Genomic DNA, 16,674 nt, shown 5'->3' on the forward strand with positions numbered 1-16,674 from the left:
CTAGGCGCGGCGTCGACCGGCCGCGGCCGGGGCCGCGATGCTGCTGACGAGGTAGCGCACCGCGTCCGCGACCCGGGGGTCGGCGATCAAGTAGACCTGGCGGCGGCCCTCGCGGCGCGCGGCGACGAGCCCGGCCAGCTTCAGCTTCGCCAGGTGCTGGCTGACGGCCGGCAGTGCCCCGCCGACCGCCTCCGCCAGTGCGCCGACGTCTTGTTCGCCGTGCGCGAGCAGCCAGACGATGTGCAGCCGGGTGGTCGACGCGAGCAATCCGAACAGCCCGGCGGCCTCCTGTACCAGGCCGGGGTCGACCTGCGGCATCGTCGGAAAATCCGGCACCCGCCCGCCGTCCACGCCACGCTCCGATCCGCCGATGCCGGCCCCGGGTACGCCGCCGGGGTGTCAACGGCGAACCTATAGTGCCCCATCGGCGAGGTCGCCTGGCAAGAGTTGCGCGGGACAGTCCTGGTAGACGACCGGCACGAGCCAGCGCCGGATGGCCGCCGCGCCGACCGACGTGTGGGCCGGCGAGGTGGTCGCGGGGAACGGTCCGCCGTGGTGCTGGGCGTGGGTCACCGCGACGCCGGTCGGCCAGCCGTTGAAGACGATCCGCCCGGCGATCCCGGTCAGCCGGTCGGCCAGGGTCCGCCCGAAGGTGATGTCCGCCTCGTCGCCGGGGTCGAGGTGGATCGACGCGGTCAGCTGGCCGTCGCCGAGCGCTCCGACGTCGAGCAGGTTGAACGGGTCCGGCCCGCTACCGAAGGTGTAGGTGATCACCAGCCCGAGCGGGCCGAAGTGCTCCTCGCGCAGCTCCGTGGCCGAGCGCAGGTAGTCCTCCGCGGTCACCGAGTACACGACGGGGGTCGCGGACCACGGCCCGTCCCCCGGCTTGCCCTCGGCCAGCGTGCGCACCTCGGGGCGGGCGGCCAGCTCCTGCGCTCCGGCGACGAACCCGTCGTGGATCCGCTGGGCCAGCATCGGGCCGCCGGTGGTCTCCGCGACCGCGGCCGAGATCTCTTCGAGCAGCCGCTCGCCGTCGGCGGGGACGAAGAGCAGGCCGGGGTTCGTGCAGAACTGGCCGACGCCCAGCGTGAGCGAGGCCGCGTAGCCGCGCGCGATCTCCTCGGGCCGGGCCTGCGCCGCACCGGGCAGCACGAAGACCGGGTTGACCGAGCCGAGCTCGCCGTAGAACGGGATCGGCTTCGGCCGCTCGGCGCACAGCTTCGCCAGCGCCAGGCCGCCGCGCGCCGAGCCGGTGAACCCGACCGCGGCGATCGCCGGGTGCTGGACCAGCGCGATCCCGGCCTCGAAACCGAAGACGATGGCGAACACCCCTTCGGGCGCCCCGGCCGAGTCCAGTGCCTCGGCGACGATCATGGCCGTGCGCAGCGAGGTGCGCGGGTGCGCCTCGTGCGCCTTGACCACGACCGGGCAGCCTGCCGCGAGGGCGGAAGCGGTGTCGCCGCCCGCGACCGAGAAGGCGAAGGGGAAGTTGGAGGCGGAGAAGACGGCGACCGGGCCGACCGGGCGGGCGATCCGGCGCAGGTCGGGCCGGGGCGCCTCGGCGTGTTCGACCACGATGTCGCGGTAGCCGCCGTCCCGCAGCACGCTCGCGAAAAGGCGCAGCTGTCCGGTGGTACGGGCGACTTCGCCGGTCAGCCGGGTCTCGCCGAGCGCGGTCTCGCGGTCGGCGAGGGCGACCAGCTCGGCGACGTTCGCGTCGAGCGCGTCCGCGACCGCTTCGAGGGCCGCCGCGCGCGTCGTCCGGTCGGTCTCGCGCCAGGCGTCGAAGGCGTCCGCGGCCGCGACGGCGATGTGGGCGACCGCGCGCGGCGTCGTCTGCGGGACGGGGTCGCCGGCCGGGTCGCCGGTACGCGGGTCGTAGCCCTGAACGGTGGAAGTGTCGCTAGTCACCGGGTCCTCACAGGTTTTCCGCGTTGAGCTTGGGGAGGGTGAAGTCGCCGCCGAGGTAGGTGAAGACCGGGTCGCCCGGGTCGGGCTCGCCGTCGCGGGCGATCAGCTCGGCCGCGTACGCCTCGGAATCGTCCTTCGGCTCGTACCCGAGGGCGCGGGCCTCGTCGAGGGAGACCCAGCCTCCCCGAGTGTTGGCAGATACCCCGTAGACGACGCGGTAACCGGGTTTCTCGACGGTGAGGCAGGCTTCGAGCAGACGGGCGCCGTCGTCGGGCGAAAGCCAGGTGGAAAGCATGCGCAGCGACCGCGGCTTCGGGAAGCAGCTAAGGATTCGAATACTGATGACGTCGAGGCCGTAGCGCTTGGCGTACAGCGCTCCGATCCCCTCGCCGGCCACCTTGGATACGCCGTAGTAGGTGTCCGGGAGCGGGATGGTCGCCTCGGACAGCGGAAACTCGTCGGGGGTGTGGAAGCCGACCACGTGGTTGGACGAGGCGAAGATCACGCGGGGCACTCCAGCCCGCCGCGCCGCCTCGAAGACGGTGTAGGTGCCGTTGATGTTGACGTCGATGATCTGCGCCCACGGCGCTTCCAGCGAGATCCCACCGAGGTGGATCACCGCCTCGACGCCGTCGCAGGCCCGCGTCATCGCCTCGAGGTCGGTGATGGAGGCCCGCACCGTCTCCTCGCCCTCCCCCGCCGGTTCGAGCGGTGCGATGTCGAGCAGGCGCAGCGTTCTGCCGGGCCGGGCCAGCCGAGGGCGCATCAAGGTGCCGACTCCACCGGCGGCGCCGGTGATCAGGATCGTGGACAAGCTCCGACTCCTCCAGAGGGTGCGTTCAGATTGCATCGGCCCGGCGGCCCTAGAGCGCGGCTGGCACTGCGTTTGATCGAACACCGTATTTCATCGAGCACTGCGTTTCATCGAGCACAGCAGCTCAGCGGGCACCGCGTTTCAGCAAACGTTTTCAGTCGACGCCGCGAGCCTCCCCGGACGCCGCGCCTAAGCCGACGCTGCGTGCCTTTTGGCTACAGGTCCGCGCGGTCACCGGGTCGGTACGAGCACAGCGCTACTACGGGCGCAGCGCTACACAGTCCGCAGCAGCGAGCTGAGTTCCTTCGCGTTGCGCTGGACCGCGTCCAACACGGTCGCCGCGTGGTCCGCGTCGTCCAAGCGCACCAGCGGCACCGAGCAGCTGATCGCGTCGACGGCCGGATGGCGGTAGTCGAGGGCGACCGCGAAGCAGCCCAGGCCCTGGGTGTTCTCGTTGCGTTCGGCCGCGTACCCGCGGGCCCGGGTCAGCGCCAGGTCCGCGAAGAGCGCGGGCCGGTCCGCGAGGGTGAGCGGGGTGAGCGCGACGAGGTCGCCCGGCAGGAGCGCGTCCACCTCGGCGTCGGTGCGCTCGGCCAGCAGGGCCTTGCCCAGCGACGTGGCGTGCGCGGGAAGGCGCCGGCCGACGCGGGAGGTGAGCCGCAGCTGGTGCGCGGACTCCCGGCTGGCCAGGTAGACCACGTCGGAGCCGTCGAGGCGGGCGAGGTGCACCGTCTCGTCGACCTCGGCGCGCAGTTGCTCCAGGACGCGCGTGGCCGCGCGGATGACCGGGTCGCGGTCCAGGTATGAGGTGCCGACCAGCAGCGCGCGCACGCCGATTGAATAGCCGGTGCCGCGCCGGTCGGTCTCCACCCACCCGCGCGCGACCAGCGTGCGCAGCAGGACGAAGAGGCTGGACTTGGGGTAGGACAGCTCCCGGTGGATTTCGCTGAGCGTGAGCGGCTCCCCGGTGCGGGAGAGCAGTTCGAGCAGCTCCACGGTGCGGTCGGCGGACTTCACCGCGGTGGGCGCGCTCGTCCCCGCCCTCGCGGCCGCGGGTGACGTCGCGGACCGCTGCGCCCCTGAACCGTCGGGCGTACCGCCCCTGGTTGGCGTGCTGTCCATAAATAGGCCCTCCAGGTCGAGGCCGTGCCAATGTGTTCTTCACAGGTTCGACAAGGCCGAGGGCGCCGCCGTCTCCCGGAGCAAGCCGAGCGACGTCCATGCCCTTCTAGCAATATCGTCGTTCAAGCGGCGCTCAATCAAGTAGCGCTCGATCAACAGCACCGCTGTCCGACACGGCGGACGCAGTCGTCGCCGTCCGGACAACGCCGCAGCGACGCCGCCGTGACCATCGTGGCACCGGTGCGGTGCGTTCACAAGTGCGACTATTGTTCACAGTTCAGAATCTACCTGGTACCTTGACGCCCCCGCGTCAGCCCCTTACAGTTCAGGTTGTTCAGTCTCCTGGACATTGTTCACAACGATGAATAAAGTAGCTTGACTCGATGGTTCGCGCGGCGCCGCGCGCGTCCGTCGGACTTCTCGAAGGGACACGCGCTGGTGCCGCCTATAGCCGAGCCCGCCCGCCTCGCCGATCGGCTCGGCGGCCTCTTGTTCTTCCCGGTCACCGCGTTCGGCCCGGACGGCGCCTTCGACCCGGCGGCATATCGGGACCATGTCGCGGCCCGGCTGGAGGACGGCCCCGGCGCGGTGTTCGCGGCCTGCGGGACGGGCGAGTTCCCGGCTCTCGCGCCGGCCGAGTACGAGGCGTGCGTCACGGTCGCGGTCGAGGCGGCGCGCGGCCGCGTCCCGGTGGTGAGCGGCACCGGCTACGGCACCGCGCTCGCGATCGAGTACGCGCGCGCGGCCGAGCGGGCCGGCGCGAACGGCCTGCTGGTGCTGCCCCCGTACGGCGCCGAGTCCAGCCAGGACGGCCTCCTGCGCCACTACACGGCGCTCGCCGAGGCCACGGAGCTGGACCTCATCCTCTACCAGCGCGACGCCACCGTCTTCGCTCCGGAGACGGTCGTGGAGCTGGCGCAGGTCCCGAACATCGTGGGCTTCAAGGACGGACGCGGCGATCTCGACCTGATGCTGCGGATCGTCAGCACGGTGCGCGGCGCGGGCCTGCACAAGGGTTTCCGGTACTTCAACGGGATGCCCACGGCGGAGATGACGCAGCAGGCGTACCGGGCGATCGGCGTCCCGCTGTACTCCTCCGCGGTGTTCTGCTTCGCCCCCGACATCGCGCTCGCCTTCCAGCGCGCCCTGGAGAAGGAAGACACCGCGACGCTGGCCCAGCTCGTCGACTCCTTCTACCGGCCGTTGGTGGAGTTGAGACGCAAGGGCTCCGGCTACGCGGTCTCCCTGGTGAAGGCCGCCACGCGTGCCGTCGGCCACGCCGTCGGCCCCGTGCGGGCTCCGCTCACCGAACCGGACCCGGCGCACGTGGCCGAACTGCTCGCCCTGCTGGAGCGGGCGCGGGAGAAAATGGCGTGACGACGACAGGCGGCGCTGTTTCAGGCAACACTGTGTCCGGCAACACCGCGTCAGGCAACACTGGGTTAGGCAATGCTGCGTTAGACAACTCTGTGTCAGAGCTCATCGACGGCGCCGTCGACCGGCGACCGGCGAGCGTCGGCGTCAACCTCTATCCCTGGGACGCCGTCGGAGACCCCGACTGCGCCGCACGCATCAAGGACCTCGGCGCCGGCCGGGTCACTCTCGCCGCGGCGTACCACACCGTGCGGGCACTGACTCCTCAGCACCCCGAGCACAAGGTCGTCACCGCCGCGCACTCGGCCGTCTACTACCTCCCGGATCGCCGGCGGTGGCTGGGCAAACGGCTTCAACCGGTCGAGGCGTTCTGGTCGCCGCGCAGTTTCCCGCAGGCCGCCGCCGACCTCCGCCGAGCCGGCCTGAGCGTCTACGCGTGGGTGGTCCTCGCGCACAATCAGCGGCTTGGCACGCTGCATCCGGAAGACTCCATCATGAACGCCTACGGGGATCATTACCCGTGGGCGTTGTGCATCTCTTCGGAGGCGGTGCGCGACTACTGCGCGACCCTCGCGGCAGAGGTCGCCGAGCAGGACGGGGTCGACGGCATCGAGCTCGAATCCTGCGGTTGGTACGGCTTCGACCACCTCCACGCGCACGACAAGACCGCCGGCGTCACGTTCGACCCGCCGAGCAAGCTGCTCCTCTCGCTCTGCTTCTGCGCAGGCTGCACGCACGGCTACAAGGAAGCAGGGATCAACAGCCAGGCGCTGCGCGTCGCGGTGTGCGACGCCCTCGACCGCGTCATCGCGGGTGCCAGCCCGCGCGCCGAGCTGACCGATCCCAGCCTCGCGGAGGCCGTCGCCACGATGCGCACCCGAGCGGCCGAGCAGTTCCGGGACGAGGTGATCGGAGCCGTGTGCGCAGTCCGGCCGGATCTCACCGTCTTGGTCCACGCGCAGCCGGATCCTTTGGCACTGAGCGCGAACCCGGGCGCCACCCCCGCGTCCCTGTTCGGTCCGCTCGGCGCGGACGGCGCCGTGGTCCCTTGCAACGTCCGCTCGGAAGCCTCGTTGGGGATGGTCCGCGCGTACGCGGAACGCGCAGAGCCGCACCAGTCCGTCGTCAGCACCGTGTCCGCCGTGGCCGGGATGGGCGGCAACCGCGCCGACCTGTCTGCCTGGTGTGCAGACCTCCGCAAGGCGGGCTCTACCGAGTTGCGCTTTTATCATGCCGGCCTCGCCTCCCGCGCCGACCTGGCGGCGGTACGGGAGGCGGTGGCCGCGGTGCGCACCGCATAGCAGCGAGCGCCGCAGGGAGTGCGGCACTACAGACTCGCGCCCGCCGCCCAACGAGGGGCGGCGGGCGCGCTCCGCGTCAGATCAGAACCTCGGCTTGCGGCGCACCCAGGTGGGGTCGTGCCGGCGCATGGCCGAGGCGTCGTCGCGCACCCGAATGCCGCAGGTCTCGTACTGCTCGTTCAGACGGCGCAGGGCGTCTCGGTCCAGCTCCACGCCGAGCCCAGGTCCGGTGGGGACGCTGAGCGAGCCCGCGTCCCAGCGCAGGGCGCCCGGCTCGATCAGGTCCTCGCGCTGCCACACGGAGTGGGTATCGCAGGCGTAGGTCAGGTTCGGCGTCGCAGCGGCCAGATGCGTCATCGCCGCCAGGGAGATGCCCAGGTGCGTGTTCGAGTGCATCGACAGGCCCCAGGAGAAGGTCTCGCAGATGCCGGCCAGCCGCTGCGAGGCGCGGAAGCCGCCCCAGTAGTGGTGGTCGGACAGCACCACCGCCACCGAGCCGAGCGCCACCGCCTCAGGGATCTCCTCGAACGACGTCACGCACATGTTGGTGGCCAGCGGAAGCGTGGTGCTGAAAGCCACCTCCGCCATACCGGGATTCCCGGCGGTCGGGTCCTCCAGGTACTCGAGGTAGGGCTCGAGCCGCGGCGCGATGCGCTTCGAGGTTTCCACCGTCCAGTTCGCGTTGGGGTCGAGGCGCAGCGGATGGCCCGGGAAGGCCTCGTACAGCGCCACGATCGCGTCCGCCTCGGCCTCCGGCTCGAACACTCCGCCCTTCAGCTTCAGCGAGCCGAAACCGTACGTGTCCACCAGACGCTTGGCCTGGGCGACGATGCCGTCCGGGTCGAGCGCGTCGCCCCAGTCGTCGTCGGGATAGTCGTCCGGCGTCGCGCCCTTGGGGTGCACGGCCCAGCGGTAAAAGAGGTAGGCGCTGTAGGGCACTGCTTCGCGCACCGCGCCGCCGAGCAGGTCGCACACCCTCAGGCCGGTCGCCTTGCCCTGCGCGTCGTAGCAGGCGACCTCGAACGCGCCGACGGTCTGGGCGACGGTCTTCTGCCGGGAGGCGGCGCCGACCAGGTCGGTCGGGGCGCTGGGCTCGACCGCGCCGAGCGCCACCGCCACCCGCTTCGTCAGTCCGTTGAGGTCGAACACGTCCAGGCCGGCCAGCGCGGGCGCGGCCCGGCGCAGGTTGGCCAGCGTGGGATCGTCGCCGTACGCCTCGCCGAGCCCGACGATACCGGCGTCGGTGCGCAGCTCGATGACGGCCCGCAGCTGGTACGGCTGGTGGACGCCGGACGCGTTGAGCAGCGGCGGGTCCAGCACCGCCACCGGGGTGACGGTCACCTCGACGATCTTCGGGCCGTCGTGGCGTGCTGTGGTGTACGGCGCAGTGGCGGGTGGGTTGTCTGGGGGCATCTGACGAACCTATCTATCCCTTGATCGAACCGGTGAGCACGCCGCGCTCGAAGTAGCGCTGGAGGGCCAGGTAGAACAGGACGCTCGGCACCATCAGGATGGTCGCCGCGGCGAGCTTGACCCCGTCGCCAAGCTCCTGGCTGGACTGCAGCGAGGTGACCACGACCGTCAGCGGGTTCATCGACGGGGTCTGGATCACCAGCAGCGGCAGCAGGTATTGGTCCCAGATCATCAGGAAACCGAAGACGGCGCACGTGCCCAGCGCCGGCTTGCACAGCGGCAGGATGACGCGGAAGAAGATCCGCAGCTCCCCGGCGCCGTCCACCCGCGCGGCTTCCTCCAGCTCCATCGGGATCCGCTTCATGAACCCGGTCAGGATGTAGATCGGCAGCGCCCAGCCGACCAGCGGCAGGATCAGGCCGCCGTAGGAGTCGAGCAGGGTGCCGCCGGTGACCGGATTCGGGATCTTGCCGATGATCAGGTAGAGCGGGATGGCGATGACCTCCTCGGGCATCATCATCGTCGCCATGATGGCGACCATGACGATCGCGGCGCCGCGGAACTTCTTACGGGCCAGCGCGTAGGCCGCGAGCGCGGACACCGACAGCTGGAGTGTCAGTCCCGCGCCCTCCATGATGAGGGAGTTGGCCAGGCCGCGCCCGATGCCGAAATGCCATGCGGACGACAGGTTGGCGGTGGTGAACCCGTTGGGGATCAGGTCCATGCTGCCCAGCTTCGAAGTCGCCGAGCTGAGCGCGGTGGCGACCATCGACCAGAGCGGAAGCAGGAAGACCGCGAGGACGACGGCGTAGGCGAACAGCCGCGCGGCGCGCCGGGCCGCGTTGTTCCGCTTGCGCACCCCGCCGCGCGGGCGCGGCATGCGCAGCCCGAGGGCGGTGGCGGAGGATCCGACGATGGCCATGGGTCAGTCCTCCACCTTCGCCCGCCACCAGCGGACCAGCAGCGTGAGCAGGATCGTGGCGAGCAGCAGCAGGACCGAGATCGCGGACGCGTAGCCGATGTCGTTGTTCGTGGTCGCCTGCAGATAGTCATAGGGCACGATGGTCTGGCTGGAGCCGGCCGGGCCGCCGTTGGTGAGCACGTAGATCTCGGTGAAGACGCGCAGTCCGCGGATCACGCCGAGGGTGAGCACGATGGTGGTGATCGGCTTCAGCGAGGGGAGCGTGACGTAGTGCAGGCGCTGGAAGGCCCGCGCGCCGTCGATCGCCGCCGCCTCGTAAAGGTGCTCGTCGATCCCGGCCAGCCCGGCGACGAAGATCAGCATGTCGTACGGGGCGGCCTTCCAGATCTGCACCCCGATCACGGTCGCCAGCGACGAGTGCGGGCTGCTGAGGAACGGCAGCGGCCCGAGCCCGATGTCGCCGAGGATCGAGTTGACCGCGCCGTACTGCCCGGGGAACAGCAGCGAGTTCCAGAGTTCGGCGACCGCCACCATCGCCACGACCACCGGCAGGAACGCGGCGGTGCGCAGAATACGCAGGTGCCGGGCCGGCCCCTCGAGCAGCAGCGCGAGGCAGAACCCGAGGAAGACCGAGCCGACGACGGAGCCGATGGCGTCGATCAGCGAGTGCCAGACCGCCGAGTGCAGGTCCGCGTCGGAGAACGCGCGGGTGAAGTTGCCGAACCCGACCCATTGGTTGCCGAGGTACGGCCGGACGTGGAAAAAGCTCAGGTAGATGCCCCACGCCGTCGGCCAGAAGCGGAAGACGGCGAAGAAGGCCAGCGCCGGGGCCAGGAACAGCCACGGCAGGAACGGATGCCCGCCGCGCCGGGAGCCCCGGAGGGCGGGAGCGGCGCGGCGCCTGCCCCCAGACGCCGCGCCAGTCGTGGGCGGCGTGCGCGAGGAGGTCGCGTCCTCGCGCACGCCGGTCGGGACTGCCATATCAGTGGTCTCCGTCGTCGCCCGCTCAGCCCGCTACGCCCTGCTGGTGCAGGAGGGATTCGAACTTGCCGTTGAGCCCGGCCATCGCGGACGCCGGGTCGGAGCAGTTCGCGATCATCGCGTTGAGCTCGTTCGAGGTCTCCTGGCGCAGCGCGGTCCAGTTGGGCATGTTGTCGTACTCGTAGTGGCCCTCGCTCTGGTAGACCTGCTCGGCCAGGGCCCAGCGCGGGTCGCCCTTGTGCACGGCCGCGGCGTCGACGTTCTTGTTGATCGGCAGCCGCACGATGGTCGCCGTGGGAACCGCGGTCATGCCCATGATCTGCGACTGCGGCGTGATCATGAACGAGAGCAGCTGCTTGGCCTCGTTCGACTTGGAGTCGGTCATGAGGTACGCGTCGGTGCCCTCGGCGAGGGTCTCGGCGTTCGCCGGTCCCGCGGGCGGCGCGACGACGATGTACTTGCCCTTCACCGACGTCGCGTCCATCGTGGCGAACGCGTACGGGCCGGTGAGGTACATGCCCGCGACGCCGGTCTGGAAGGCCTTGTTCGTCGCGGTCGTGTCGTCGTTGAGCGCGCCAGGCTCGATGACCTTGTCGGTGCACGCCAGCGTCTCGAACTCTGTGGCCGCGGTGACGGCGGCGGACGAGTCGAGGGTCGCGGTGTACTTGCCGTTGCCGTCGCTCTTGACGTAGTCGCCGCCGGCTTGCCACAGCATCGATGACCACCACCAGGAGATGTAGCCGCGGCTGGTGGTGCCGGGCACGTCGATGCCGTAAGTGTCGTTCTTGCCGTCACCGTCGGGGTCCTGTGTGGTGAATGCCTTTGCGACGTTCGCGACGTCGGCCCAGGTAGTGGGGACCTGGAGGTGCAGCTTGTCCAGCCAGTCCTTGCGGATCAGCAGCACGTTCGCCTGCGCGGAGAACGGGACGGCGTAGGTCTGGCCCTGCGAGTCCGTCGCCGACTTCAACGCGGTGGGCACGATCTGGTCGCTGCCGGTGATGTCCGACATCTTGATCGGCTGGATGATGCCCTGGGTCTCGAACGAGCCGAGCTGCGCGGCGTCGTCGAGGACGACATCCGGCAGCTTGTGCGCGGCGGCCGAGGCGGACAGCTTGGTCTCGAAGTCGGTCAGCGTCATGAACGGCTTGATCTGGATGCCGGTCTTGGCGGTGAAGGCGTCGAAGATCTTCTGATAGGCCTTCAGCGAGTCGCCGGAGCCGCGGACCCAGACGGTGAGCGGCCCGGTCGCGGCGGCGTTCGGGTCAGATGCCGCCGGGGAGGAGGAGCTGCCGCAGCCGCTGAGGGTTCCGGCGGTCAGCGCGAGCGCGGTGAGCCCGATGGCCGCGAAGCGGACCCTGCCCGAGGTCATCCGACCCGGCGCGGGTCGGCGCCGCGCCATATGGCGCCTCGCGGTTCGATGTGGCGTTGTCGCTCGCGGCGCGTTCGGGCGCGGCACCGCCCGATCACACCCCGTCTGACCAGATTCGGGGCGGCGCTGAGGGTTTTCGCCGCTGCGCACGTCTCGTTCTTGCTTGCCATCGCGGGTCGCGGCGCCGGACCGGGCCTCGTCCGCGCTTCGCGCCCCGCCCGCAAGCTGCGCCCCGGCGGCAGAGTTGTTCCCGCCCGCACGCCGGGTCCTGCGTCCTTGCAGGAATACCATCGTTGCTCCGTTCACCGGATGAGTTCGGACCGGCCCCGCCGCACGGGGGCCGATTCCCCTGAGGAACTTTTTATGCACGTGAACACTTTGCAAGATGATGAACATTTGCTGGTGTCCGCACCATACGCGGAGCCCTGTACAGCGTCAAGAGTCGGCGAGACCCGCCCAGCCCGATGTGAAAGTTTTCATATATCTGAATACTAGTCACGTTTCTGAAAATTTTACTCTCGCCAACCTTGCCACGGCAGTGACCCCGTGTGACGGTTACGTCGATATTGCGGAGCCCGAACGTGGATTCGGCGCGTCCACGTTCCTGCCCCGCACATACCGCGGCTGCACGCGATCACGCGTGTCAGACGGGCATGCCCCCTTCTGCCGAGAAGCCCCGCCCCCGCCCGGATCAGCCGTCGGCACTCACCAAGCCGACGACCTGCTCCGGGTTGTCCAGGCGCGCGGTCGGACTCCCACCTGACGCAGTCATGCGACCGAAAGGATCCGGCGAAGCAGTCATGCAACCCCTCAGAAGAAGGATGTCGGGGCGAGCCATACGCGCCCTGATGCTGACCGTGGGCTTCCTCACGGTGGCGGCGACCGCGGTCGCCGTCGCCGCACCGAGGACGAGCACCACGGCCTCCCCCGCGAGCACCAGCCCGGCGTGGACCGGGACGTTCGACAACTTCCACACGTCCAGCTGGGACTCGAACTGGGGTCTCACCTCGGACACCCAGCAGTGCAACGGCGCCTCCGGCAGCTTCACCTGCAACTGGGGCTACGGAAACATGACGCCCATCTCCGACCCGACCACACCCGGCGGAGGCCAAGCGCTCCACGTCGTGTATCCGGCGCCGAGCGGTCCGCCCAGCTGTGGGTGCGGTCTCGGCGGCGGCCAGATGTACCAGGACCTGACCACCAACGGGCAGACGGCGCTGGCCAACAGCCCGACGCTGGACCTGAAGTACTACTACAAGTTCCCGGTCGGCTTCGATTTCGGTAAGAAGACGGCGGGGAAGATGCCCGGTCTCTGGGGCGGTGGCGTGCCCGGCTGTGAAAGCGGCGGGCAGCACTGCGCCCAAGGCTGGTCCACCCGCTATATGTGGCGCGGCGGCTCCAGCAGCGCCCCGAACGGAGAGGTGTACTTCTACACCGCATCCGGCTCCGGGTTCGGCGCTGACCTCTGCCTAGGCAACTGGACCTTCCCTGCCGACGGCAACTGGCACTCGATCGAGCAATTGGTGAACATCACCACCGGTTCGATCACCGTCTGGAGCGACGGCAAGAACGTCTGCCAACAGACAGAGCCGATGCCCGGCGCCAACTCCGGGGTGTTCTTCTCCACCTTCCACGGCGGCCACGACACCTCCTGGAGCCCGAGCAAGACCACCACCGACGAGTTCGCGGACTTCACCCTGTCCACCGCCGGACCGCAGACCCCCGGCTCGCCGTCGTCCTCGCCGTCCACGTCTCCGTCGAACTCGCCGTCGTCGTCCCCGTCGACGTCTCCCTCGAGCTCACCCTCGTCCTCCCCGTCCACGTCCCCGTCGAGCTCCCCGAGCAGCAGTCCCTCCAGCTGCCCGTCCGCGTCGCCGAGCGGATCCCCCACCGGTGCCGCCAGCCTCTCGGCAACGGTCACGAAGATCAAGGACTGGGGGAGCGGATACACCGATCAGGTCACCGTCGCGAACAATTCGGGAAGCGATGTCTCCGGCTGGCAGGTCGATCTCGACCTCGACTCGTCGATGAACATCGAGAGCTTCCTGAACGCCAACCTGACCAGTACCGGGAACCACGAGACCTTCACCAACACCTCCTCCAACGGCACGATCGCCAACGGCTCCAGCACGAGCTTCACCTTCTCGGGTGACTATGCGAGCCACTACATCGCGCCGACCAACGTGACCGCGACCGGTTCCGGAGGCAACCCACCGCCGCCGTCACCGTCTCCGTGCCCGACCTCGAGCGCGTCGTCGAGCCCGTCTTCGAGCCCGTCCACCAGCCCGTCTTCGAGCCCTTCGACGAGCCCGTCAACCTCGCCGTCGTCGAGCCCGTCGACCTCGCCGAGCCCGTCGCCGTCCGGCAGCACCGGACCGGGCCAGTTCCAGCAGTCGCTGATCGACAGCTCCGTGGCCGCGCCGCTGTTCGCCTGGGCGGCCCCGACCTCGGCGGTGCCGCGGCCGGGGACCGGTCCGGTCAACATCGGTGAGGCCAAGGTCCTCTACTACCTGGCCCTGGTCGACAAGGTCCAGCCGGGCACGCTCTCCTCCGGCGGCACCTCGGTGGACAGCGCGCTGCTCGCCCAGGTCCGCAACATGATCGCCGGCGGCAACGAACCCGACTCTGACGGCGGTCTGGAGATGTGGGGCCAGGCCCCGGTCGCCCAGGCCCTGCTGCTGCTCAAGAACGGTCCCGCGTGGACCGAGCTGAGCTCCACCGAGCAGAACAAGGTCAACCTGCTCGAGGCGGCCATGGGCTACGGCAGCAACTACACCTACAACGATGCGAACAACTTCTCCTCCGGCATCTGCGGCTTCGGCAACTTCAGCAAGGGCAACAACCCCAACTACCGGGACGGCGGCGTCGACACCGAGATCGCGGCGATCCAGTACTTCGGAGCGTCCACCTGGGACTCGATGCTGACCTCGTTCAACGACTCCACCGTCGCCTCCCAGCTGAACGCGGCGGGTCTGACCAACTCGGGCGGCTGCTTCACCACGGTCGGCTCGGGAGGGAACTCGGCGATCGCTCGGGCGTTCGTCTACTCGGGCCATCACTCCAGTGACCTGATGGGGATCTGGAGCACGATCGCCGGCGCCACCTTCGACCAGACTGCGAAGAGCGTCGTCAGCCCGGCGCACATCGCGGACAACAGCACCAGCCCGTACGACGGGCAGTGCTGCATGGGTCACGAGTTCAACTCGACCGACTCCAGCGGCCTGCGCAGCTCCGCGCTGTACACGTTCGAAGGCTGGATGAACGTCACCGGCAGCCGGGTGACCATGATGCTCCTCGGCAACTTCAACCTCTCCAACGCCAGCGAGTCGGCCTACCACATCGGCACGCTGGACCTGAAGTACAAGCTGGACCACGGCTACATCAGCCAGGCCCTGAACCAGAACCTGCTTCTGGTCGACGACCACGGCAACCCGTCCACGGACGGCCCGAACGTCAAGGGCTTCCTCTACGACTGGGACGCCTACACCGTCTCGGGCGGACCGCAGAGCTGATGACCCGAACGCACTGAGTCCAGAGAAAAACGACCCGGGTGAGGGGGCCGCACTCCCCCTCGCCCGGGTGCTTCTCGCTCCATCCTCCCTCACCCGAAATCCGTCGAAAGGCAGGAACCGCACCATGCGCACGCGCGACCGCAGGCGGGCCGCCCCCTCCCCTGCCAGGAAGCTCTCGCCGAGCAAGACCGCGCTGATCGTCGGTGTTCCCCTCGTCGCGGCGGTCGGCGTCGTCATCGCCCTCGGCGCACACTCCGGCGTCGGCACCCAGTCCGGAAACAACGGCGGCACCGCGAACGCGGCCGCCCAGGCGCCGGTGCCGCCGGTCGGCGACATCAGCTGCGACACCGCGAAGCACGGCGACGTCCCGATCACCGTCCACTTGTCGATCCTGGTGAACGGCATAAGCAGCCCCGTGCCGGCGACCGTCGGCGTCGTTCAGCCGCAGACCCGGCCCGCAGTCAAGGGCACCGGCGAAGAAGTTGTCTCGGCGCGGTGCTACTACTGGCTGCACACCGGGGCGGCCGACGGTGTCGTGCACGTCGCCGCACCGACCGCGCAGCACCGGCCCTTCGTCCTCGGCGACTTCTTCGACGTGTGGCACCAGCCGCTGGGCACCGCCGCCGTGGGCACCGACGAGGGCACGGTGACCAGCTACGTGGACGGCAAGCAGTACTCCGGCAACCCGCGCTCCATCCCGCTCACCGACCACGCGGTCATCCAGCTCGACGTCGGCCAGAACGTGGCTCCCGCGGCCTACAGCTTCGCGCCCTACGACAACTAGGCGCGAGGACTAAGGGGCGGGCGTGCGCACCTCGAGGTCGGAGAGCATCTGCCGGGTCGCGTCGGCGACTGCGTCCACGGCGCGTTCGAAGGCCTCGCGGTTGCGTGCGGAGGGTGCCCGGAATCCCGAGATCTTGCGCACATACTGCAAGGCCGCGGCCTTGATGTCGTCCTCGCCGACTTCCGGCGTCATGGGCGCGCGGAGCGTCTTGATACTTCTGCACATGTATCCAGTGTGTACGAAAGGGCTGACGCTGGTCCCCTAACGGACGACCGCACGCTAGGGTCGGTGCTCATGCGGTCGTCCGGGATGACCGGCCGCCGCACGAGTAAGGACGCGAGGCGACTGCGGAGGCCCGGACTATGGCACGACGACCCGGCATTCCGGTGCCCTCCCCTAGGGCCTCCGTGCTCTCGATCGTCGTGTCCGCCGGATTGACGACTGCGCTGGCCGGATGTGGAGCGAGCGGGTCTCCCGCAGCCACCGCGCAAGCCCCGGCTGCCGCAGGCGCGGTCGGTCAGGCGTCTTCACCTTCCGCTCCCGCAAGCGCCACGACCGCGAGCCCTCAGACCAGCGCTAGCGCGTCGGCCAAAGCCGCCTCGCCCAGCGCCGCCGGATCGTCCGGTCCGGCAGCCGACGGGCTGGCCGGCAAGGTCGTGGCGATCGACCCGGGCCACAACGGCGGGAACGCGGCGAATCCCTCGATCGTCAACGCGCTGGTCCCGATGGGTTTTGGCCAGTACAAGGCGTGCGACACGACGGGCACTGCGGCCCCGGACGGCTACACCGAGCACGCTTTCAACTTCGACGTGGCCGAGCGCCTCGACGCGCTGCTGACCGCACGCGGGGTCAAGGTCGTCCTCACCCGCCCCAACGACACCGGCGTCGGACCGTGCGTGAACATCCGGGCGGCCATCGGCAACAACGCGCACGCCGACGCGGCGATCTCGATCCACGCCGACGGGTACGCCAGCAGCGGCCACGGCTTCCAGATCATCGAGGCCTCAGCCTCGGTGGGCGGCAGAGCGAACGACGCCGCGTCGAACCAGCTCAGCCAGGCCCTGCACACGACGATGCTCGCCGAGTCCGGATTCACCCCGGCGACCTACATCGGCGACGACGGATACGAGTCGCGGAACGACCTGGCCGGGCTGAACCTCTCCACGGTGCC

14 protein-coding genes are annotated in these 16,674 nt (G+C 69.6%); 5 read left to right on the forward strand and 9 right to left on the reverse strand.

Going from position 1 to position 16,674, the window contains the following annotated elements; genetic code table 11:
* The 4 genes from VGZ32_RS03605 to VGZ32_RS03620 all read right to left on the reverse strand — a co-directional run bounded on the left by VGZ32_RS03605 (position 1) and on the right by VGZ32_RS03620 (position 3,847).
* On the reverse strand, positions 1-318 hold the full coding sequence (locus tag VGZ32_RS03605) for a metalloregulator ArsR/SmtB family transcription factor (protein WP_349263469.1): 318 nt from the start codon (positions 316-318) through the stop codon (positions 1-3).
* A gap of 93 nt (positions 319-411) precedes the next feature.
* Positions 412-1,911, reverse strand: coding sequence for an aldehyde dehydrogenase (NADP(+)) (locus tag VGZ32_RS03610; protein ID WP_326884350.1), 1,500 nt, complete (start codon positions 1,909-1,911; stop codon positions 412-414).
* A gap of 7 nt (positions 1,912-1,918) precedes the next feature.
* Positions 1,919-2,761 carry an NAD-dependent epimerase/dehydratase family protein gene (locus tag VGZ32_RS03615; RefSeq protein ID WP_414642465.1) on the reverse strand — a complete coding sequence of 281 codons (843 nt, stop codon included), beginning with the start codon at positions 2,759-2,761 and terminating at the stop codon, positions 1,919-1,921.
* Positions 2,762-2,998: 237 nt separating this feature from the next.
* Positions 2,999-3,847: an IclR family transcriptional regulator gene (locus VGZ32_RS03620; RefSeq protein WP_326884352.1), complete on the reverse strand. Its 849-nt coding sequence runs from the start codon at positions 3,845-3,847 to the stop codon at positions 2,999-3,001.
* Between the two features lie 447 nt (positions 3,848-4,294).
* Between VGZ32_RS03620 and VGZ32_RS03625 the strand changes: the two genes are divergently transcribed.
* The gene (locus VGZ32_RS03625) at positions 4,295-5,224 is read left to right on the forward strand and encodes a 5-dehydro-4-deoxyglucarate dehydratase (protein WP_349263470.1); all 930 of its coding nucleotides are present in this window, start codon (positions 4,295-4,297) and stop codon (positions 5,222-5,224) included.
* A 92-nt stretch (positions 5,225-5,316) separates the two neighbouring features.
* Complete coding sequence (locus VGZ32_RS03630; RefSeq protein WP_326884354.1) at positions 5,317-6,522, forward strand: hypothetical protein; 1,206 nt, start codon at positions 5,317-5,319, stop codon at positions 6,520-6,522.
* An 81-nt stretch (positions 6,523-6,603) separates the two neighbouring features.
* On the opposite strand, the gene VGZ32_RS03635 is transcribed toward VGZ32_RS03630, so the two are convergent.
* The 4 genes from VGZ32_RS03635 to VGZ32_RS03650 are packed head-to-tail and all read right to left on the reverse strand — an operon-like array spanning position 6,604 to position 11,207.
* Positions 6,604-7,935: a glucarate dehydratase family protein gene (locus VGZ32_RS03635; RefSeq protein WP_326884355.1), complete on the reverse strand. Its 1,332-nt coding sequence runs from the start codon at positions 7,933-7,935 to the stop codon at positions 6,604-6,606.
* Positions 7,936-7,948: 13 nt separating this feature from the next.
* Positions 7,949-8,815, reverse strand: a complete 867-nt coding sequence (locus VGZ32_RS03640) for a carbohydrate ABC transporter permease (RefSeq protein ID WP_414642467.1) — start codon at positions 8,813-8,815, stop codon at positions 7,949-7,951.
* Between the two features lie 45 nt (positions 8,816-8,860).
* On the reverse strand, positions 8,861-9,838 hold the full coding sequence (locus VGZ32_RS03645; RefSeq protein ID WP_326884357.1) for a sugar ABC transporter permease: 978 nt from the start codon (positions 9,836-9,838) through the stop codon (positions 8,861-8,863).
* A gap of 25 nt (positions 9,839-9,863) precedes the next feature.
* Entirely contained in the window at positions 9,864-11,207 is a 1,344-nt protein-coding gene (locus VGZ32_RS03650; protein WP_326884358.1) for a sugar ABC transporter substrate-binding protein, read from the reverse strand.
* An 821-nt stretch (positions 11,208-12,028) separates the two neighbouring features.
* Between VGZ32_RS03650 and VGZ32_RS03655 the strand changes: the two genes are divergently transcribed.
* Positions 12,029-14,719 carry a polysaccharide lyase gene (locus VGZ32_RS03655; RefSeq protein ID WP_326884359.1) on the forward strand — a complete coding sequence of 897 codons (2,691 nt, stop codon included), beginning with the start codon at positions 12,029-12,031 and terminating at the stop codon, positions 14,717-14,719.
* A gap of 124 nt (positions 14,720-14,843) precedes the next feature.
* Positions 14,844-15,503 carry a hypothetical protein gene (locus VGZ32_RS03660; protein ID WP_326884360.1) on the forward strand — a complete coding sequence of 220 codons (660 nt, stop codon included), beginning with the start codon at positions 14,844-14,846 and terminating at the stop codon, positions 15,501-15,503.
* 9 nt (positions 15,504-15,512) lie between these two features.
* Here the strand turns inward: VGZ32_RS03660 and VGZ32_RS03665 are convergent, their stop codons facing one another.
* The gene (locus VGZ32_RS03665) at positions 15,513-15,728 is read right to left on the reverse strand and encodes a DUF2277 domain-containing protein (RefSeq protein ID WP_326884361.1); all 216 of its coding nucleotides are present in this window, start codon (positions 15,726-15,728) and stop codon (positions 15,513-15,515) included.
* A 137-nt stretch (positions 15,729-15,865) separates the two neighbouring features.
* Here VGZ32_RS03665 and VGZ32_RS03670 point away from each other — a divergent pair.
* The coding region (locus VGZ32_RS03670; RefSeq protein WP_326884362.1) for an N-acetylmuramoyl-L-alanine amidase at positions 15,866-16,674 on the forward strand (809 nt) is incomplete at its 3' end.

The sequence above is a fragment of the Actinocrinis sp. genome (assembly GCF_035938995.1).
GTDB lineage: Bacteria > Actinomycetota > Actinomycetes > Streptomycetales > Catenulisporaceae > DASZGI01.